At 60.4% G+C, this 20760-nt stretch carries 11 protein-coding genes and 2 pseudogenes; 4 read left to right on the top strand and 9 right to left on the bottom strand.

Annotated elements, in window-relative coordinates:
- Positions 1-84: 84 nt before the first annotated feature.
- Both AC3ITY_RS20240 and AC3ITY_RS20235 read left to right on the top strand, forming a co-directional pair.
- Positions 85-8976: pseudogene (locus AC3ITY_RS20240) on the top strand (VCBS domain-containing protein); the annotation flags it as partial.
- Between the two features lie 72 nt (positions 8977-9048).
- Complete coding sequence (locus AC3ITY_RS20235; protein ID WP_489310955.1) at positions 9049-13839, top strand: beta strand repeat-containing protein; 4791 nt, start codon at positions 9049-9051, stop codon at positions 13837-13839.
- Between the two features lie 413 nt (positions 13840-14252).
- Here the strand turns inward: AC3ITY_RS20235 and gfa are convergent, their stop codons facing one another.
- The gene (gene gfa / locus AC3ITY_RS20230) at positions 14253-14831 is read right to left on the bottom strand and encodes an S-(hydroxymethyl)glutathione synthase (protein ID WP_489304551.1); all 579 of its coding nucleotides are present in this window, start codon (positions 14829-14831) and stop codon (positions 14253-14255) included.
- Positions 14832-15503: 672 nt separating this feature from the next.
- Positions 15504-15773: a hypothetical protein gene (locus tag AC3ITY_RS20225; protein WP_489304550.1), complete on the bottom strand. Its 270-nt coding sequence runs from the start codon at positions 15771-15773 to the stop codon at positions 15504-15506.
- Between the two features lie 179 nt (positions 15774-15952).
- Here AC3ITY_RS20225 and AC3ITY_RS20220 point away from each other — a divergent pair, with 179 nt between their 5' ends.
- Positions 15953-16726, top strand: a complete 774-nt coding sequence (locus AC3ITY_RS20220) for a ParA family protein (RefSeq protein ID WP_489310953.1) — start codon at positions 15953-15955, stop codon at positions 16724-16726.
- Here AC3ITY_RS20220 and AC3ITY_RS20215 read toward each other — a convergent pair.
- Together AC3ITY_RS20215 and AC3ITY_RS20210 are read right to left on the bottom strand one after the other, a co-directional pair.
- The gene (locus tag AC3ITY_RS20215; RefSeq protein WP_489304549.1) at positions 16679-17095 is read right to left on the bottom strand and encodes a hypothetical protein; all 417 of its coding nucleotides are present in this window, start codon (positions 17093-17095) and stop codon (positions 16679-16681) included. The genes AC3ITY_RS20220 and AC3ITY_RS20215 overlap by 48 nt on opposite strands.
- A 10-nt stretch (positions 17096-17105) precedes the next feature.
- Positions 17106-17381 (bottom strand): CHAD domain-containing protein, encoded by a 276-nt coding sequence (locus AC3ITY_RS20210; RefSeq protein WP_489304548.1) that lies wholly within the window; start codon positions 17379-17381, stop codon positions 17106-17108.
- A gap of 184 nt (positions 17382-17565) precedes the next feature.
- Between AC3ITY_RS20210 and AC3ITY_RS20205 the strand changes: the two genes are divergently transcribed.
- Positions 17566-18162, top strand: coding sequence for a DJ-1/PfpI family protein (locus AC3ITY_RS20205; RefSeq protein ID WP_489304547.1), 597 nt, complete (start codon positions 17566-17568; stop codon positions 18160-18162).
- 256 nt (positions 18163-18418) lie between these two features.
- Here AC3ITY_RS20205 and AC3ITY_RS20200 read toward each other — a convergent pair whose 3' ends face one another.
- The 5 genes and pseudogenes from AC3ITY_RS20200 to AC3ITY_RS20180 form a co-directional block, all read right to left on the bottom strand.
- Positions 18419-18631: a DUF1059 domain-containing protein gene (locus tag AC3ITY_RS20200; RefSeq protein WP_008001113.1), complete on the bottom strand. Its 213-nt coding sequence runs from the start codon at positions 18629-18631 to the stop codon at positions 18419-18421.
- Between the two features lie 360 nt (positions 18632-18991).
- Positions 18992-19600 carry a hypothetical protein gene (locus AC3ITY_RS20195; RefSeq protein WP_489304546.1) on the bottom strand — a complete coding sequence of 203 codons (609 nt, stop codon included), beginning with the start codon at positions 19598-19600 and terminating at the stop codon, positions 18992-18994.
- A gap of 306 nt (positions 19601-19906) precedes the next feature.
- Positions 19907-20182, bottom strand: coding sequence for a hypothetical protein (locus AC3ITY_RS20190; protein WP_489304545.1), 276 nt, complete (start codon positions 20180-20182; stop codon positions 19907-19909).
- An 11-nt stretch (positions 20183-20193) separates the two neighbouring features.
- Positions 20194-20409 (bottom strand): hypothetical protein, encoded by a 216-nt coding sequence (locus AC3ITY_RS20185; protein WP_489304544.1) that lies wholly within the window; start codon positions 20407-20409, stop codon positions 20194-20196.
- A 151-nt stretch (positions 20410-20560) separates the two neighbouring features.
- Positions 20561-20692, bottom strand: a pseudogene (locus tag AC3ITY_RS20180) (IS30 family transposase); the annotation flags it as partial.
- Positions 20693-20760 lie beyond the last annotated feature (68 nt).

The following is a 20760-nucleotide window of genomic DNA, read 5'->3' as shown; positions in this document are numbered from 1 at the left end:
TCGTGGGTTGAGGAAGAAGCGGCTTGTGGCTGTTAGCGGCCCACGGCGGTTTTTTGCTCAGGGTGACATTCTTGGGAGAAAGACATGGCTAGCACTACAACTACCAGCGGCGGAACCGTTACCTCGTTTTCCAACACGCCGCAGGCGAAGGATGACATCTTCACCACCACTGAAAATCTGTTGGGGGTCGTGTATTGGGACGTCATGTCCAATGACCTCGGTGGCAACGCGAAGACACTCTGGTCACTCGACAACGCGGACAGTCTTTCTACTGCCACCAAGACTTATGCTCCGGCCGACCTCCTGACCCAGGATACGGCGAGGGCTGAGGCGACGAGTTCTGACACCAGCTTGAATGGTGCAAAGATCTGGATCACCTCGGACGGTAAGGTCGGCTACGACGCCGCTACTTTTTCAGATGCTTTCAAGGCACAACTCCAGGCGCTTGCTACGGGCGAGCTCCTGACGGACAGCTTTACCTATGCGATTCGTCTCGGCAACGGAACGCTCAGTTGGGCCACCGCGACAGTGCAGTTTTCGGGCGAGAATGATGGTGTGACGATCAGCCTCGGTGCGCAGGCCGGCACGGTGACCGAAGACGCCAACACCACTGCGAGCACGACCGATTCGCTAACGGCCAGCGGCACGATTACCTTCAACGACGTCGACCTGAGCGACACGCACATGGCGACGTTCGCGCCGGCGGGTGGCAACGCTACTCATCTTGGTACGTTCGTGCTCTCGCCGGTAAGCGAAGCCGCGAACGTGGTCAACGGTTCGGTGCAATGGACGTACAACCTGAACAATGCGGCGGCGCAGTACCTGGCCCAGGGACAGACAGTCACCGAAACTTACCTGGTCACCATCAGCGATGGTCATGGTTCGTCGGTAACGCAGAATGTGACCATTACCATCACCGGCACCAATGACGCGCCGACGGTGACGGCGGCGGAGGTCGAAAGCGGGGCGGTGACCGAAGACGGCACCCCGCTGGCCAGCGGCAGCTTCGCCTTCGGCGACGTGGACCTGGCCGATGACGCCCATGTGGCCAGCGTGAGCGCGCCGTCCGGTGCGCTGGGTACGCTGGTGGCCCATGTCAGCGACGAGAGCACCGGCGACGCGGCGGGCAGCGTGGGCTGGACCTATACGCTGAGCAACAGCGCGGCGCAGTACCTGGCCGCGGGCCAGACCAAGACCGAAGTGTTCACAGTGACACTGACCGACGACGTCGGGGCGGCGGTGACCAAGAATGTGACGATCACCCTGACCGGGACCAATGACGCGCCGACGGTGACGGCGGCAGAAGTCGAAAGCGGGGCGGTGACCGAAGACAGCACCACGGTGGCCAGCGGCAGCTTCGCCTTCGGCGACGTGGACCTGGCCGATGACGCCCATGTGGCCAGCGTGAGCGCGCCGGCCGGTGCGCTGGGTACGCTGGTGGCCCATGTCAGCGACGAGAGCACCGGCGACGCGGCGGGCAGCGTGGGCTGGACCTATACGTTGAACAACAGCGCGGCGCAGTACCTGGCCGCGGGCCAGATCAAGACCGAAGTGTTCACGGTGACGCTGACCGACGATTTCGGGGCGGCGGTGACTAAGAATGTGACGATCACCCTGACCGGCACCAATGACGCGCCGACGGTGACGGCGGCAGAAATCGAAAGCGGGGCGGTGACCGAAGACGGCACCCCGGTGGCCAGCGGCAGCTTCGCCTTCGGCGACGTGGACCTGGCCGATGACGCCCATGTGGCCAGCGTGAGCGCGCCATCCGGTGCGCTGGGTTCGCTGGTGGCCCATGTCAGCGACGAGAGCACCGGCGACGCAGCGGGCAGCGTGGGCTGGACCTATACGCTGAACAACAGCGCGGCGCAGTACCTGGCCGCGGGCCAGACCAAGACCGAAGTGTTCACGGTGACGCTGACCGACGACGTCGGGGCGGCGGTGACCAAGAATGTGACCATCACCCTGACCGGGACCAATGACGCGCCGACGGTGACGGCGGCAGAACTCGAAAGCGGTGCGGTGACCGAAGACGGCACCCCGGTGGCCAGCGGCAGCTTCGCCTTCGGCGACGTGGACCTGGCCGATGACGCCCATGTGGCCAGCGTGAGCGCGCCGTCCGGTGCGCTGGGTACGCTGGTGGCCACTGTCAGCGACGAGAGCACCGGCGACGCGGCGGGCAGCGTGGGTTGGACCTATACGCTGAACAACAGCGCGGCGCAGTACCTGGCCGCGGGCCAGACCAAGACCGAAGTGTTCACGGTGACGCTGACCGACGACGTCGGGGCGGCGGTGACCAAGAATGTGACCATCACCCTGACCGGGACCAATGACGCGCCGACGGTGACGGCGGCAGAACTCGAAAGCGGTGCGGTGACCGAAGACGGCACCCCGGTGGCCAGCGGCAGCTTCGCCTTCGGCGACGTGGACCTGGCCGATGACGCCCATGTGGCCAGCGTGAGCGCGCCGTCCGGTGCGCTGGGTACGCTGGTGGCCACTGTCAGCGACGAGAGCACCGGCGACGCGGCGGGCAGCGTGGGCTGGACCTATACGCTGAACAACAGCGCGGCGCAGTACCTGGCCGAGGGCCAGACCAAGACCGAAGTGTTCACAGTGACGCTGACCGACGATTTCGGGGCGGCGGTGACCAAGAATGTGACCATCACCCTGACCGGCACCAACGACCAACCGACGCTGACGATTGGCGACACGACCGGGGCGATGAACGAAGGCAACGGCGCAGCCACGCTGAGCGACAGCGGCGCACTGAGCTTCGCCGACCTGGACGTCAACGACGCGGTGACGGTCAGCCAGACCGCCAACCACGACCTCGTCTGGAGCGGCGGCACCCTCGGTGCGGCGCAGGCCGCCGCGCTGGTCGCTGGCTTCTCGGTCGATCAGGCCGGCTGGACCTACAGCAGCAACCAGAACCTGGACTTCCTGAGCGCCGGTGAAACCATCAGCTTCTCCTACACCGTGGTGGCCACCGACGACAGCGGTACGGGCAACGCGACCTCGGCACCGCAGATGGTGACGATCACCCTGACCGGCACCAATGACGCGCCAGTGCTCAGTTTCGCGACAGGCAATGATGCCGGCGCGGTGCAGGAAGACACCACGCTCAGCGTGACTGGCCAGTTCAGCTCGGCCGACATCGATCACGACGCCACGGCGACCTGGACCATCAATGGCTCGTCAACCGGCATCTACGGCGCGATCGCCGTGGACAACACCGGCCAGTGGATCTACACGCTGGCCAATGGCAGCGATGGGGTCGCCAGTGCGGTGCAGTCGCTGCAGGCGGGCGAGAGTCATGATGACGTATTTACGGTGCAGGTCAGCGACGGCCTGGGCGGCGTGGACACCCAGCTGGTGACCATCACCATTACCGGCACCAACGACGCGCCGACGGTGACGGCGGCGGAAGTCGAAAGCGGTGCGGTGACTGAAGACGGCACCACAGTGGCCGGCGGCAGCTTCGCCTTTGGCGACGTGGACCTGGCCGATGACGCCCATGTGGCCAGCGTGAGCGCGCCGTCCGGTGCGCTGGGTACGCTGGTGGCCACTGTCAGTGACGAGAGCACGGGTGACGCCGCAGGCAGCGTGGGCTGGACCTATACGCTGAACAACAGTGCGGCGCAGTACCTGGCCGAGGGCCAGACCAAGACCGAAGTGTTCACAGTGACGCTGACCGACGACTTTGGGGCGGCGGTGACCAAGAATGTGACAATCACCCTGACCGGCACCAACGACCAGCCAACGCTGACGATTGGCGACACGACTGGGGCGATGAACGAAGGCAACGGCGCAGCCACGCTGAGCGACAGCGGCGCACTGAGTTTCGCCGATCTGGACGTCAACGACGCGGTGACGGTCAGCCAGAGTGCCAACCACGATATCGCCTGGAGCGGCGGCACCCTCGGTTCGGCGCAGGCCGCCGCGCTGGTGGCCGGTTTCTCGGTCGATCAGGCCGGCTGGACCTACAGCAGCAGCGAGAACCTGGACTTCCTGAGCGCCGGTGAAACCATCAGCTTCTCCTACACCGTGGTGGCCAGCGACGACAGCGGCGCGGGCAACGCGACTTCGGCGACGCAGACCGTCACCATCTCCATCACCGGCAGCAACGACGCGCCCGTGCTCAGCTTCGCGACGGGCAATGCTGCCGGCGCGGTGCAGGAAGACACCACGCTCAGCGTGACTGGCCAGTTCAGCTCGGCCGACATCGACCACGATGCCACGGCGACCTGGACCATCAATGGCTCGTCCACCGGCACCTACGGCGCGATCGCCGTGGACACCACCGGCCAGTGGACCTACACGCTGGCCAATGGCACCGATGGCGTTGCCAGTGCCGTGCAATCGCTGAAGGCCGGCGAGAGTCACGATGACGTGTTTACGGTGCAGGTCAGCGACGGCCTGGGTGGCGTCGACACCCAGCTGGTGACCGTCACCATCAGCGGCAGCAACGACGCGCCCGTGCTCAGTTTCGCGACGGGCAATGCTGTCGGCGCGGTGCAGGAAGACAGCACGCTCAGTGTGACAGGCCAGTTCAGCTCGGCCGACATCGATCACGATGCCACCGCCACCTGGAGCATTGCGGGTACGGATACGGGCACCTACGGCGCGATCGCCGTGGACACCACCGGCCAGTGGACCTACACCCTGGCCAATGGCACCGATGGCGTTGCCAGTGCGGTGCAGGCGCTGAAGGCCGGCGAGAGCCATGAGGACGTGTTCACGGTGCAGGTCAGCGACGGCCTGGGTGGCGTCGACACCCAGCTGGTGACCGTCACCATCAGCGGCAGCAACGACGCGCCCGTGCTCAGTTTCGCGACCGGCAATGCTGCCGGCGCGGTGCAGGAAGACACCAAGCTCAGCGTAAATGGCCAGTTCAGCTCGACCGACATCGATCACGATGCCACGGCGACCTGGACCATCAATGGCTCGTCCACCGGCACCTACGGTTCGATCGCCGTGGACACCACCGGCCAGTGGACCTACACCCTGGCCAATGGCACCGATGGCGTTGCCAGTGCGGTGCAGGCGCTGAAGGCCGGCGAGAGCCATGAGGACGTGTTCACGGTGCAGGTCAGCGACGGCCTGGGTGGCGTCGACACCCAGCTGGTCACCGTCACCATCACCGGCAGCAACGATGCGCCCGTGCTCAGTTTTGCGACCGGCAATGCTGCGGGCGCGGTGCAGGAAGACACCGCACTCAGCGTGACTGGCCAGTTCATCTCGACCGACATCGATCACGATGCCACGGCGACCTGGACCATCAATGGCTCGTCCACCGGCACCTACGGTTCGATCGCCGTGGACACCACCGGCCAGTGGACTTACACGCTGGCCAATGGCACCGATGGGGTCGCCAGTGCGGTGCAGTCGCTGCAGGCCGGCGAGAGCCATGAGGACGTGTTCACGGTGCAGGTCAGCGACGGTCTGGGCGGCGAGGACACCCAGCTGGTCACCGTCACCATCACCGGCAGCAACGATGCGCCCGTGCTCAGTTTTGCGACCGGCAATGCTGCCGGCGCGGTGCAGGAAGACACCGCACTCAGCGTAAATGGCCAGTTCAGCTCGACCGACATCGATCACGATGCCACGGCGACCTGGACCATCAATGGCTCGTCCACCGGCACCTACGGTTCGATCGCCGTGGACACCACCGGCCAGTGGACCTACACGCTGGCCAATGGCACCGATGGGGTCGCCAGTGCGGTGCAGTCGCTGAAAGCGGGCGAGAGCCATGAGGACGTGTTCACGGTGCAGGTCAGCGACGGTCTGGGCGGCGAGGACACCCAGCTGGTCACCGTCACCATCACCGGCAGCAACGATGCGCCCGTGCTCAGTTTTGCGACCGGCAATGCTGCCGGCGCGGTGCAGGAAGACACCGCACTCAGCGTGACTGGCCAGTTCAGCTCGGCCGACATCGACCACGATGCCACGGCGACCTGGACCATCAATGGCTCGTCCACCGGCACCTACGGCGCGATCGCCGTGGACACCACCGGCCAGTGGACCTACACGCTGGCCAATGGCACCGATGGCGTTGCCAGTGCGGTGCAGTCGCTGCAGGCCGGCGAGAGCCATGAGGACGTGTTTACGGTGCAGGTCAGCGATGGCCTCGGTGGCGAGGACACCCAGCTGGTGACCGTCACCATCAGCGGCAGCAACGACGCGCCCGTGCTCAGTTTCGCGACCGGCAATGCTGCCGGCGCGGTGCAGGAAGACACCACGCTCAGCGTGACTGGCCAGTTCAGCTCGGCCGACATCGACCACGATGCCACGGCGACCTGGACCATCAATGGCTCGTCCACCGGCACCTACGGCGCGATCGCCGTGGACACCACCGGCCAGTGGACCTACACGCTGGCCAATGGCACCGATGGCGTTGCCAGTGCCGTGCAATCGCTGAAGGCCGGCGAGAGTCACGATGACGTGTTTACGGTGCAGGTCAGCGATGGCCTCGGTGGCGTCGACACCCAGCTGGTGACCGTCACCGTCAGCGGCAGCAACGACGCGCCCGTACTCAGTTTCGCGACGGGCAATGCTGTCGGCGCGGTGCAGGAAGACAGCACGCTCAGTGTGACAGGCCAGTTCAGCTCGGCCGACATCGATCACGATGCCACCGCCACTTGGAGTATTGCCGGGTCAAATACCGGCACCTTTGGCTCGATCGCCGTGGACAGCAGCGGCCAATGGACCTACACCCTGGCCAACGGTACCGATGGCGTTGCCAGTGCGGTGCAGTCGCTGCAGGCGGGCGAGAGTCATGATGATGTATTTACGGTGCAGGTCAGCGACGGCCTGGGCTGCGTCGACACCCAGCTGGTGACCGTCACCATCAGCGGCAGCAACGACGCGCCCGTGCTCAGTTTCGCGACCGGCAATGCTGCCGGCGCGGTGCAGGAAGACATCACGCTCAGCGTAAATGGCCAGTTCAGCTCGACCGACATCGACCACGACGCCACGGCGACCTGGAGCATCAATGGCTCGTCCACCGGCACCTACGGCGCGATCGCCGTGGACACCACCGGCCAGTGGACCTACACGCTGGCCAATGGCACCGATGGCGTTGCCAGTGCGGTGCAATCGCTGAAGGCCGGCGAGAGTCACGATGACGTGTTTACGGTGCAGGTCAGCGATGGCCTCGGTGGCGTCGACACCCAGCTGGTGACCGTCACCGTCAGCGGCAGCAACGACGCGCCCGTGCTCAGTTTCGCGACGGGCAATGCTGTCGGCGCGGTGCAGGAAGACAGCACGCTCAGTGTGACAGGCCAGTTCAGCTCGGCCGACATCGATCACGATGCCACCGCCACCTGGAGCATTGCGGGTACGGATACGGGCACCTACGGCGCGATCGCCGTGGACACCACCGGCCAGTGGACCTACACCCTGGCCAATGGCACCGATGGCGTTGCCAGTGCGGTGCAGGCGCTGAAGGCCGGCGAGAGCCATGAGGACGTGTTCACGGTGCAGGTCAGCGACGGCCTGGGTGGCGTCGACACCCAGCTGGTGACCGTCACCATCAGCGGCAGCAACGACGCGCCCGTGCTCAGTTTCGCGACCGGCAATGCTGCCGGCGCGGTGCAGGAAGACACCAAGCTCAGCGTCAGCGGCCAGTTCAGCTCGGCCGACATCGACCACGATGCCACGGCGACCTGGAGCATTGCGGGTACGGATACGGGCACCTACGGCGCGATCGCCGTGGACACCACCGGCCAGTGGACCTACACCCTGGCCAATGGCACCGATGGCGTTGCCAGTGCCGTGCAATCGCTGAAGGCCGGCGAGAGTCACGATGACGTGTTTACGGTGCAGGTCAGCGACGGCCTGGGTGGCGTCGACACCCAGCTGGTCACCGTCACCATCAGCGGCAGCAACGACGCGCCCGTGCTCAGTTTCGCGACCGGCAATGCTGCCGGCGCGGTGCAGGAAGACACCACGCTCAGCGTGACTGGCCAGTTCAGCTCGGCCGACATCGACCACGATGCCACGGCGACCTGGAGCATTGCGGGTACGGATACGGGCACCTACGGCGCGATCGCCGTCGATAACAGCGGCCAATGGACCTACACCCTGGCCAACGGCACCGATGGCGTTGCCAGTGCGGTGCAGTCGCTGCAGGCGGGCGAGAGTCATGATGACGTGTTTACGGTGCAGGTCAGCGACGGCCTGGGTGGTGTGGACACCCAGCTGGTGACCGTCACCATTACCGGTACCAATGACGCGCCGACGGTGACGGCGGCAGAAATCGAAAGCGGGGCGGTGACCGAAGACGGCACCACGACGGCCAGCGGCAGCTTCGCCTTCGGCGACGTGGACCTGGCCGATGACGCCCATGTGGCCAGCGTGAGCGCGCCATCCGGTGCGCTGGGTTCGCTGGTGGCCCATGTCAGCGACGAGAGCACCGGCGACGCAGCGGGCAGTGTGGGCTGGACCTATACGCTGAACAACAGCGCGGCGCAGTACCTGGCCGAGGGTCAAACCAAGACCGAAGTGTTCACGGTGACGCTGACCGACGACTTCGGGGCGGCGGTGACCAAGAATGTGACCATCACCCTGACCGGGACCAATGACGCGCCGACGGTGACGGCGGCAGAAATCGAAAGCGGTGCGGTGACCGAAGACGGCACCACGACGGCCAGCGGCAGCTTCGCCTTCGGCGACGTGGACCTGGCCGATGACGCCCATGTGGCCAGCGTGAGCGCGCCATCCGGTGCGCTGGGTTCGCTGGTGGCCCATGTCAGCGACGAGAGCACCGGCGACGCGGCGGGCAGCGTGGGCTGGACCTATACGCTGAACAACAGCGCGGCGCAGTACCTGGCCGAGGGCCAGACCAAGACCGAAGTGTTCACGGTGACGCTGACCGACGACTTCGGGGCGGCGGTGACCAAGAATGTGACCATCACCCTGACCGGGGCCAATGACGCGCCGACGGTGACGGCGGCAGAAATCGAAAGCGGTGCGGTGACCGAAGACAGCACCCCGGTGGCCAGCGGGAGCTTTGCCTTCGGCGACGTGGACCTGGCCGATGACGCCCATGTGGCCAGCGTGAGTGCGCCGTCCGGTGCGCTGGGTACGCTGGTGGCCACTGTCAGCGACGAGAGCACCGGCGACGCGGCGGGCAGCGTGGGCTGGACCTATACGCTGAACAACAGCGCGGCGCAGTACCTGGCCGCGGGTCAAACCAAGACCGAAGTGTTCACAGTGACGCTGACCGACGACTTCGGGGCGGCGGTGACCAAGGACGTGACGATCACCCTGACCGGGACCAACGACAGCCCAGACATCCATCTCGTCACAAGCGACAGCGCTGCGGCCTCGCTCACTGAAACCAATGCCGGCCTGAGCAGCAGCGGTACGCTGACCGTCACCGACGCCGACCTTGCCGACACGGTGAATTCGGCGGTCACGGTGGTGCTCGCTTCGGGCACCACCGCCGGCCTGAACCTGACCAACGCGCAGCTGCTGAGCATGCTCAGTGTGGCGCCAACCTCGGGGTTGGCGGCCAACAGTGGCGACACCCACAACTTGACCTGGAGTTTCAACTCCGGTTCGCAGGCGTTCGACTACCTCGCGGCGGGCCAGTCGCTGACACTGAGCTACACGCTGCAGAGCACCGATAACAATGCCACCTCGGACACGCAGACGGTGACGGTGACCATCAACGGCACCAACGACAGCCCAGACATCCATCTCGTCACAAGCGACAGCGCTGCGGCCTCGCTCACTGAAACCAATGCCGGCCTGAGCAGCAGCGGTACGCTGACCGTCACTGACGCCGACCTTGCCGACACGGTGAGTTCGGCGGTCACGGTGGTGCTCGCCTCGGGCACCACCGCCGGCCTGAACCTGACCAACGCGCAGTTGCTGAGCATGCTCAGCGTGGCGCCAACCTCGGGGTTGGCGGCCAACAGCGGCGACACCCACAACCTGAGCTGGAGTTTCAACTCCGGTTCGCAAGCGTTCGACTACCTCGCGGCGGGCCAGTCGCTGACACTGAGCTACACGCTGCAGAGCACCGATAACAATGCCGCCTCTGACACGCAGACGGTGACGGTGACCATCAACGGCACCAACGACAATCCGGACATCCATCTCGTCACAAGCGACAGCGCTGCGGCCTCGCTCACTGAAACCAATGCCGGCCTGAGCAGCAGCGGTACGCTGACCGTCACCGACGCCGACCTTGCCGACACGGTGAATTCGGCGGTCACGGTGGTGCTCGCTTCGGGCACCACCGCCGGCCTGAACCTGACCAACGCGCAGCTGCTGAGCATGCTCAGTGTGGCGCCAACCTCGGGGTTGGCGGCCAACAGTGGCGACACCCACAACTTGACCTGGAGTTTCAACTCCGGTTCGCAGGCGTTCGACTACCTCGCGGCGGGCCAGTCGCTGACACTGAGCTACACGCTGCAGAGCACCGATAACAATGCCGCCTCGGACATGCAGACGGTGACGGTGACCATCAACGGCACCAACGATGGCCCGGTCGCCGTGAACGACACCGGCAGCGCGACCGAGAAGGGCGGCACCAACAACGGCTCGGGCGGCAGCAACGCCAGCGGCAACGTGCTCAGCAACGATATCGGCAGCCTGGTGGTCAGCGCCATCCGCCTGGGCGGCACCGAAGGCGCCGGCACCGTCGGTACGCTCGGCAGCGGCCTCACCGGCGCGCACGGTACGCTCACGCTCAACGCCAATGGCAGCTACACCTATATGGTGAACGACAGCGAAGCTGCGGTACAGGCACTCAACGTCGGCGGTACGCTGACCGATAGTTTCAATTACACCGTCTCCGACGGCAGCCAGAGCGACACCGCCGTACTCACCATTACCATCCAGGGTGCCAACGATGCGCCAGTCGCGAACGATGCCATGATCTGGATCGGAACCAACTGGGCGGGAGGTAGCTCATCCGGGACCGCATCGGCCTCGGACGCTGAACAGCTGCCAGGTACCCTGAACTATTCCTTGGTCAGTGGCCTGTCCGGGTTGTCATTCGGACCACTGTCCACGTTCAACTCAAACGGAAGCTACTTCTTTGGGTTCGGCTCGTCGACGACAGGGACCACTGACCATTTTACGTTCCGGGCAACCGACTCCGGGGGGCTCAGCGACGATGCAACAGTAACCTTCCTGCGCCTGAACAGCGGTGCCACGTACAACCTTACCGGACTGGATGGAAACGACATCCTGTTCGCGCCAGCATCGGGCGGGACCGCAAATGGCGGAGCCGGCGATGACTACCTGCAGGGTGGCGCGGGCAACGATACGTTTATCGGCGGGGAGGGAGTCGACACGCTCCTCGGCGGGGCTGGTAACGACATCATCAACGGAACGCAAAACGACGCACTGCTGGACGGCGGAGCCAATACCGATACGCTCAACGTCAGCGAGAACTTCATCAGCAGCAGCGATGGCCAGATCACGAATATCGAAAATGTGACGCTGACGACTGGGGGGCTGACGCTCAACCTTGGCAACCAGTCCGAAGCCTTCAACATCAATGGCTCATCCGGCGTCGATACCATCAGCGGCGGCAGCGCAGCCGACACCCTCAACGGTCAGGCGGGCAACGACACGCTGACCGGGAATGGCGGGGTTGACCAGTTCCGGCTGCGCACCAACGGTGGCATGGACACGATCACCGACTACACGGACAACAGCGACAAGATTGGCTTGCTCGGTGGTGCCGTGACGGGCGGTGTCGGCTTCCAAACCGTTGGGAGTTCGGCCGGTACGACGCTTCTCGCCGCCGACTTTCAAACCCGGAACACGATCAGCACCATCAATAACCCGGACGACAATAGCGTTGTTGTCATTCAAAACGCGCAAACGACAAGCGACATCACAACCTCCAACCCCGGGAATGCAACGAACACCTACGCAATCGTATTCAACTCGACGACCGGCAAGGGCGAAATCTGGTTTGACTCCGACTGGAACGATGTGGGGAGCCGGGTACAAGTGGCGACGCTGAACAATGTCACATCGTTGGCGGGTATCACTGCAATCACCGCCTCAGACATCGTTGTCTACGACAGTACCTTCGGTCCCGCCGGTGTTGCTGGCAGCCCGATTAACCTGGGCCTGGCCGATGCGGTGACTCGCGCGGACGTCGCGACAGTGACCATTTCCGGTCTTCCCGCAGACTGGACCCTGAACCAGGGCGCCCACAATGACGACGGCAGCTGGACCGTGGACAAACACAGCCTGGACACGCTGACGGTCACAACACCAGCGGATTTCGTGGGGGCAATGGTTTTGCCGGTCACGATGACCTGGACCAATGCCGATGGCACGGTGGATAGCGAAGTGATTCGCGACAACGTCGAAGCCTACGCCCCCGGCTCGCCGATCTTCGCCTTGTCGGCGGACGACAACCTGACCGGCTCCAGCGGCGCCGACCTGTTCGTGTTCGCCCAGCCGATCGGCAACAACGTCATTCACAGCTTCGATGCGGCGGCGGACAAGATCGACTTGATCGGCTTCACGGGCGTCAACGATTTTGCGGATGTGAGTATCGCCAACGACGCGAGCGGCAATGCCGTGCTCAGCATCAGCGCCGACCAGACGATCACTGTCAACGGTGTGGATGCGGCGGCGTTGAGCGCGGCCAACTTACTGTTCGATGCGGACCCGGTCACGACCAATAGGGGCACTATCACCATTGCCGACGGCGCGATCATGCCGTTCGGTGGCAGCATCGACAACAGCGGCACCATAGAGCTCGGCTCCACCGGCAGCGGGACCGATCTTGAGATTCTGTTCCGTGGCGCGACGTTGACCGGTGGCGGGCAAGTGGTGCTGTCCGACAGCGCGCAGAACGTGATCTTTGGTGGCAGTGCGGACACGGTGCTCACCAATGCCGACAACACCCTCTCGGGTGCCGGCCAGTTGGGAGCGGGGCAGATGATGCTGGTCAACTCGGGCCTGATCCTTGCCAGCGGCGTCAATGCGCTGGTGATCGATACCGGTAGCAGCGCCGTCACCAACACGGGTGTGCTGCAAGCCAGCGGCAGCGGCGGATTGGTGATTGAAAGTGCGCTCCTCAACAGCGGTAGCCTGTGGGCGAACGATGGCAATATCATCATCCACGCAGATGCCAGTGGCGCGGGAAGCGCGACTATCAGCGGTTCGGCGACGCTGGAATTCGCTGCTGCCTCCGATCAGCATGTAACGTTTGACAGCGGCGCGGCAGGCACGCTCAAGCTCGATGTGTCGGCGGCATTCAGTGGCAGCGTCAGCGGTTTTGCCGCAGGTGACACGCTGGAATTTGGCGATGTTGCGTTCGGCGCCAATACGCAGATCACCTATGCCGCGAATGACACAGGCACCGGCGGCATGCTGAGCGTGAGCGACGGTGCGCATGTGGCGCAGGTCGCGCTGAATGGCCAATACGCGGCGGCGGGTTTGCAGGCGAACGCCGAGAGCAGCGGCAGTGAGCTGGCCTACGATGCCGCGGCGGCAAACCACACGATGCTGGGCGGCCTGGCCAACGACATTCTGATCGGTGGTGCGGGTGACGATCTGTTCCTCGGCGGGCTGGGCAACGACACGCTCAACGGCGGCCTCGGCAACGACACCTTCGTGTTTGCTGCGGCAGGCTTTGGCAACGACTCGATCCAGGGCTTCGATGTCAATCCGACCGGAGGGCAGGACTTGCTCAATATCGCGGGGCTGGGAATCAGCAGCGAGACGTTCGCTGCCAACGTGAGCATTGCGGCTGACGGGGCAGACACAGTGATTGGGATCGGAGTGGACTCTATTCGCCTTGTCGGTGTTAACAGTGCAGGTATCGATCAGACGGACTTTATCCTGACGGCATGATGCTTTTGCTGCTGGCCGCACGTTGCTACTCGGTTGCAGACCCCATCGCGGATAAATCCGCGACGGGGTCTGTGCGAGGTGTTTTTCTCGTCACTCCACCCGGAGCGAGGGGGCGCCCCCCGGAATCCATGCAGTCTCCTTTCTCGGATGTTGCACTAGCGGGGCGAGTGCGGGGTAATGGGGTGAGTTGAGCCAGGCGCATATAAAAAACTGGGGGGCGAATGGTTGCTCTGGAACGTTTTCTGCCGGCCACGACCGGCTGAAGCCAACCCTTTGCTGCCGGTCAGCATCGGCAGAAATTGGCCGTTATCTGCCTGATGTAGATGCAGTTAGCCATAGCGTTATGTGGGGTGCACAACATCAAAGGTGAACGGGAGCCGCGGTCCGGAAAAGAAACCGCGGCGACCGATCAATCAGGCGGCGGGGAGCAGGCCTTTCTGTTTGGCGACATGAGTCGCCAGTGCGTCCATCAAGTCCGGGGACAGGCAGTCATAGGGTTTCAGGCCGATCGAGCGCAGGCGCTCGCGGATAGCCTTCATTTGCGCTGGCGGTGTGCCGGTTTCGATGATGGAGGATACGAACGCTGCGAATCCCGGCGCAGCCCATCCGCTCTGTGGCGAAAGCTCGGTGTGGACGAAGTCCAGGCCATAAAACGCATGGTCCTTGTTCTCGATGCGTCCAAAGAGATGGGCGTGACACTGCTTGCAGGCGTGGCGCTGGATGGTGGCGGTTTCGTCGACAATCGCCAGTTTTTCGCCGTGGGCAATGACGCTGACCTTATCTCGAGGCACCACGGCGATGACGGCGAATGTCGCGTTTTGTGGTTTCCAGCATTTGCTGCAGCCGCACGCGTGGTTATGCAGAGTTTGTGCGTCGATCTTGACCTCGACCTTGTCGGTCGCACACAGGCATTGCAGGGTGCCACCTGTGAAATTCGCGGCGGCGGGTTGGATACCATTGTCCAGTGCAGGGTGAAGTTGCAAGGTGCTCATGCTGGCGTCTCCGTTTCAGGGTGTCAGACAAAAGTGCCTGGGGCCGTGCCCCAGACCAGTAGTTCATCGGAACTCGATGACGGCGCGGATTGATTTGCCTTCATGCATCCGATCGAACCGCGGCGGATTTCGAAAAGGACACAGTGCATAAACGAGTGACCTCCTTCGGTGCGACCGGTCGGTTACCCAGATCAAGAATAGTCTGCGATGACGCCTCGAGCGCACGGGCGAGTGTGCCGAGTTCAGAACGCCAGCGAGAGCCAGGCGCGGTACCCCACTTGACGCATCAATGGTCACACAGTGGATCGTTTGTAGGGACGGACTTCATTACCGTGGTGTCTGTTATCAGCATCCCTGCCTAAGGCGGATAATCGGGGAGGCGTATCAGTCAAAAAGCGTCACGGTAGATCCTCACTGTTGCCGCTGACGCGGCCCCCAACAGCCAAATGCGCGCCGATGTTGGCCGCACGGACCAATCCATGCTTTCTACTACCGACTGCGCAGGCAATCCAAAAAAATCTCAACGTTGAACGTATCAAGTGTGTTTTCACACAGCCTGGACCCATAGCTGACATTCAAGACAGGCGCCAAATGGCCGGAGTTGTGCCCCTTGGGAGACAACGATGGCCAATCGAAGAGAAAAAAAACGGTCGCTGCCGACGAAGATCCAAGCTACTTGCCATTCCTGGCATGCGCTACCTTCGTTCGAATACCATCAAAATACTGGGACTTCAGCTCTGTCGTTAACGGCCCAAGGATGGGGTTTGCTTTGAACCGGGCCAACAGATGCTCAATCACCCGATCTACCTTGGCGTAGGCAGCAGTGACGCTTGAAGGCACCAGTGGATCAAACTGAATCCCTTCCATCTCGATATCGAGTCGTTTCAACACGGGTTCGGCGTCCAGGATCTGGTGGCGTATTTCATCCGGCGAGCATTGCATCGTTGACCTCCTTGTATTGCCGTAAGTACAGACACACCTCTCGTTAACTGCATGTCGGGTGATGCAGTCAGGGTATGGCAGCCGCTGTCTTAAAAATGAAACAAAATTGTCGCGTAGAAATATTACTGAAATGTTTCAACCCTATGATCGAGGGAGATCTTTTTCAGGTTACCTCTCTTATGCGTCGAGCTGTGTTCAATCAAAAAGGGGGCGCTGGCAAATCAAGCATCGCCTGCAATCTCGCGGCTGTCAGTGCTGTCGAAGGCTACAGGACGCTTCTGGTGGATCTCGATCCTCAGGCTAACTCGACCCAATACCTGACAGGACTGACAGGCGATGATATCCCCATGGGGATTGCCGATTTCTTCAAGCAAACCCTATCCAGCGGCCCGGCCAGCAAAAAGAGTCGAGTGGCTATCACTGATACTCGATACGACAATCTTCATCTGGTCACGGCCAGCCACGAGCTTGCTGACCTGCAGTCAAAGCTTGAGTCCAAATTCAAGATCAACAAGCTGCGCCGCTTGTTGGTGGAGCTTTCCGAAGATTACGAACGTATTTATATCGATACGCCGCCGTCCCTGAATTTCTACACGTTCAGTGCACTAATCGCCGCCGACCGCGTACTGATCCCTTTCGATTGCGACAGCTTTTCTCGTCAGGCGCTCTACAGCGTCATCGCGCAAGTGGCCGAGTTGCAAGCTGACCATAATGAGTCGTTGATTGTGGAAGGCGTGGTGGTCAACCAATTTGTGGCGCGTGCCAGCTTGCACCAAATGCTGATCGACGAGTTGGTGGCCGAAGGCTTGCCCGTGTTGCCGGATTATTTGAGTAGCACGGTCAAAATGCGGGAGTCCCATGAAGCGTCGGTGCCCATGATCCACCTGGCGCCACGCCATAAGCTTTCATTGGAATTCGTCAGCCTGTTTTCCGCTTTGGAGCGGGCCAGTTGATCGCAAAAGTAATGTTGACGTTTCAGTATCTAGCGATGGGATAGCACGCCTTGGCTCCCCATCTGATCCGTGCGCTGAACATAAAATTGAAATTGAAATGCCGGTACGATGCTCGCGCGCAATCGATAGCTCCTGCTTCGAATCAACTCCTGTTTTCCTGGCCGTCTTTGGGACGGCCATTTTTTTGCCAGAGATTTTTGGAAGCAGCATTTTCAGTTTTTGCATTTCGTCCTCGGCTTGTCGAAGTTCACAGGCGGAAGCCTCCGCCCACAGGTACTCCAGTGGCTTAAGGTCAGACTGCTCATCGTCCAAAGCGCGATGGAGCTTATCGATTTGCTTGGTCAGCGCCTTGAAGATGACCTGTTTCATTACCCTCGAATCATTGCTTGGCTCTGATGCCCTGAATGCAGAAGGCCATTACTTCCAGATCCCGCGCCGGTGTCGTCAGCCGACCCACCTCGGTGGCAGCCTCGTGAAGTACGGTCATTCCCTTCAATGAGCGCAATGGCGTTAGCAGACTTCGGATTCGTCTGACGGCGATCCTTAAATCGTGCAAGGCCTCGCTGTCTGTCTCTGCTTCCAGACGACTACGCGCATGGAACAGAAAGACCTCAAGACCGAGAATTTCTTTCTCGTATGTGTCGATGAATGCCATCAGATTCGCCTGTGCCCACGTTCGTAATCAGTACAGAGCGTAGATCTTTATCGGGAGTCGATGATGCAGATTGTTACTGCCATATTGCTGAAGTGAGTCAGAGTGTATCCATTACAATTTTTTGAATGTATTGGTTGTCAGGTTTTACGATGAGCCACAGGATTTCTCTGGTACGAGGCTCAAAATGCACATTGCCATCCTTACCTTCGAAGGTTTCAACGAACTTGATTCGCTCATCTCGTTCGGCATCCTCAACCGGGTTCAACAGCCTGGTTGGCGAGTGTCTATCGCCAGCCCCACGGACAAGGTGCTGTCGATGAACGGCCTGATGATCGAAGCGCAGATGTCGCTGGAAGACGCATGCGGCGCGGACGCTGTGCTGGTGGGTAGTGGGAGAATGACCCGGGACGTCGTCGCGAATGCCGCACTGATGTCTCGCCTGAAGCTTGATCCTGTGCGCCAACTCCTGGGCGCCCAGTGCTCGGGCACGCTCATACTTGCAAAGCTGGGCCTGCTGGACGACGTTCCGGCCTGCACGGATCTGATCACCAGGCCATGGGTTGAGGAGGCCGGCGTGGCGGTACTCAATCAACCGTTCGTGGCCAAGGGCAATGTCGCAACCGCTGGCGGGTGCTTGTCGTCGCAGTATCTGGCCGCTTGGTGCATCTCACGTCTTGCAGGTATCGAGGCCGCACGCAGTGCGCTTCATTACGTTGCCCCGGTGGGTGAGAAGGACATTTACATAACGCGTGCGATGGCGAATATTTCGCGGTTTCTTTAAGGCGAGCAATGACTGCTATTGGCTGTGGATTCAACCGGTCGAATCAGCTTTAGCTTAGCTTGAGTGAACACGCAGCCACATTAAACAAGCTCTCCAAAGCACCCCCAAGGAGCAGCCATTGGCAGCTCCTTGGGGATCTCCTTCGTCATTCAGATTGTGCCAGGCATAAAAAACTACCCTCAGGCCTGCGGAACTCATCGAAATGAGCCTCGTAGGTGCTTATCGATGATAATCACTCCTCTGAAACCCCTGGGTGCTAAGCAGGACGCGGTGCTTCAACAGGCGGGGTTCCGTCGTGAAACATCGTCTTCAGTTGAGCACGCAGTTCTGGTGAGTCGGTGTGCTTGTGAACACTGACCGCATGCTGCGCGGCGGCCTCGAGCAGTTCGTTTTCAGAGTCTGCGGACAGTGCGATTGAGCAGTGGGAATCGCTCGGAAACTCGCGGCAGTCGATGTATTTACGCGCCATGAATGTTTTCCTCCCTACGACGAAGGCAGGCCGTGGCCTGCGTGAACGATCGCTCGACGCGTCTCCCATACATCAAACACGACTGCATGCCACATCGAGTGTGTCGATCGTTAAAGTATAGGCCCACCGATGTCAGGGTAGTTGTGCCAGACATAGAAAACGGCCGCGCGGAAACAGGGAACAGATCACGACGGCTCGGCATTTACCTGAAATCGTGGTCTGTCCCTTTTTATGCTGGTTACGTGGCAACTACTAATGACTTCACATGGCCGATTGCTGCCCGTCGCGACAGGCAAAAAACGACCCTTTGCTGTCGTTGGCGGAAGGTTCTGGCGGTTTTCCACCATCCGGATATCCAGGCTACCTGGCCGTATTGCAATTACCTTGATAAGACACGATGCGGTCAGCGGCATCGAAGTCGAAAATAGAGCGCCAGGGCTCGACGTCTGTATAGGTGACTAGTTTGCCCATATTAATTGGATCGACTCGGCTAGGACCGGCGCCAATGAGGGCTTGATCATCAGTGGTGCTGGGGTCGCTGTCGCGATCAAAGAGCAAAAATCCCAGCGAACTCTCGCCCTTGTATGCTTCGGTCCTAGGACGTTGCATCCGATATATCGACGCCTTTTTTCCTTCTTCCGCAAACTTCGGAATGATCTTCTTTGGATTGCCGTGCGGGAAAACAATATTTCCGTTTACGTATGCTTGGCGCAATTGATCACTGCCGTCGTAATCGAACGAGATATTCCACCGCCAAATATAGTAATGGCATAAATCAATATCGTAGATATATTTCTCGGCGCTAGAGTCATCTTTCTTGATCTTTAGCGTTGCGTGCCCCTCTTCTACGAAAATTTTTCGGACATTTTCGCGAGAAGATCCAAGCGGTGTTTTCGATTTGATCAGAGATGACATGTCATCGAGCGTTGCCGCTGACTCAAAGGAGAATGTTGATTCAGCGCTGGCCATCCTAACTCCACATAAAACAATTAACAGCGCGAAACTTGCAGCCTGAATTTTCCTCATAGCAACTCCGATATGCGATGTAGCAGGAAAAAAATGACAAAAAAAGGATAGATTCATTTCTACCTCTGTGTCTGCTTTTTGCCGTAGCGCGATGGTCGCCCTTGGCTGCGTCGTCTGCTCATCAAGCAAAAAATCGCTGATCAAATCGTATTTGAGAAATCAGTTCCACAAAAATTCCGAACTGAAACATAAAGTGCGGCTTACGCATATTGGAAATTGCCGACATGAGGAATAGCTATTTATGGATATTCAAGTGCTTTCTTTTTTCTCTTTTCTCATGCCAATGTAAGACCAGCCAAGAAAGAAACAGATAACAATTGCCACCAGTAGTCCAATAAATGCGACGGTAGATAAGTTGGCTTTACTGGTTGTTGCAATAACCCTAAATACAGCAGTAAATATGACGCCACTATAAACGCTATATTGAAGGGTTTTTCTTGGGTTTGATGGTTGTTTTATTGTGTAAAATAGCGCTCCCGCCAGCATTGAAATGACGATTGAGCAAATAATTATGAGTGGCGTCATGTGAGGTCATCCTAATTAAAGTAATCATTGTCTGGTCTGGTAGAGTTGTCATGGGCAAAAGGGAACTGCCTCCTTTTTTTGAAGTTGGTTAGCAAACGAGCGCCATTGCCTATTAGTGTTATTTCAGTTGAGCTTACAGGTGATAAAGCATAGATCCAGTTGTTGAGGATAAATTTCACGCTGGTAATTTTAACATCGCTAATGCCGTAGAAGGATTTGTCACTCATGGACTACACCTATTACTTCTAACGTTTAATCTAACGACGGTCGCGGTAACTACATCAATCTGAGGAATGCTAGTGCAGAGCCATCATTCTGTCCAATGGCTGCTCTTGGCCGATAGCTACCCGTCACGAAGGGCTGCAATCAACTGTGGATTCAACCGGTCGATGCAACAGATTGGCTAAATCGTTCAGCGGGTGTTTCGTAGTTCAGTGTTTTCCGAGGGCGGCGATTTATGCCACGGATAGCCCTTCGCGCTGAGTTGAAAGGCGTAATCGAATAAACGCTTCATGTACTCGCCATCGAATTTCTGATTGTGCGGAAAGTAAAAGTCGGAGCCAATGTACGCAAGATTG

The sequence above is a fragment of the Pseudomonas sp. GL_091 genome (genome assembly GCF_057837725.1).
The sequence above is the reverse complement of the archived record's forward strand: the minus strand, read 5'-3'. Positions and strand labels throughout refer to the sequence as shown.

Excerpts from the sequence above, each read along its gene's own strand:
- AC3ITY_RS20205 (WP_489304547.1), top strand. The coding sequence starts at position 17,566 with ATGCACATTGCCATCCTTACCTTCGAAGGTTTCAACGAACTTGATTCG.
- AC3ITY_RS20190 (WP_489304545.1), bottom strand. The coding sequence starts at position 20,182 with ATGACGCCACTCATAATTATTTGCTCAATCGTCATTTCAATGCTGGCG.
- AC3ITY_RS20220 (WP_489310953.1), top strand. The coding sequence starts at position 15,953 with ATGCGTCGAGCTGTGTTCAATCAAAAAGGGGGCGCTGGCAAATCAAGC.
- gfa (WP_489304551.1), bottom strand. The coding sequence starts at position 14,831 with ATGAGCACCTTGCAACTTCACCCTGCACTGGACAATGGTATCCAACCC.
- AC3ITY_RS20185 (WP_489304544.1), bottom strand. The coding sequence starts at position 20,409 with ATGAGTGACAAATCCTTCTACGGCATTAGCGATGTTAAAATTACCAGC.
- AC3ITY_RS20195 (WP_489304546.1), bottom strand. The coding sequence starts at position 19,600 with ATGGCCAGCGCTGAATCAACATTCTCCTTTGAGTCAGCGGCAACGCTC.
- AC3ITY_RS20215 (WP_489304549.1), bottom strand. The coding sequence starts at position 17,095 with ATGAAACAGGTCATCTTCAAGGCGCTGACCAAGCAAATCGATAAGCTC.
- AC3ITY_RS20200 (WP_008001113.1), bottom strand. The coding sequence starts at position 18,631 with ATGGCGCGTAAATACATCGACTGCCGCGAGTTTCCGAGCGATTCCCAC.
- AC3ITY_RS20210 (WP_489304548.1), bottom strand. The coding sequence starts at position 17,381 with ATGGCATTCATCGACACATACGAGAAAGAAATTCTCGGTCTTGAGGTC.
- AC3ITY_RS20225 (WP_489304550.1), bottom strand. The coding sequence starts at position 15,773 with ATGCAATGCTCGCCGGATGAAATACGCCACCAGATCCTGGACGCCGAA.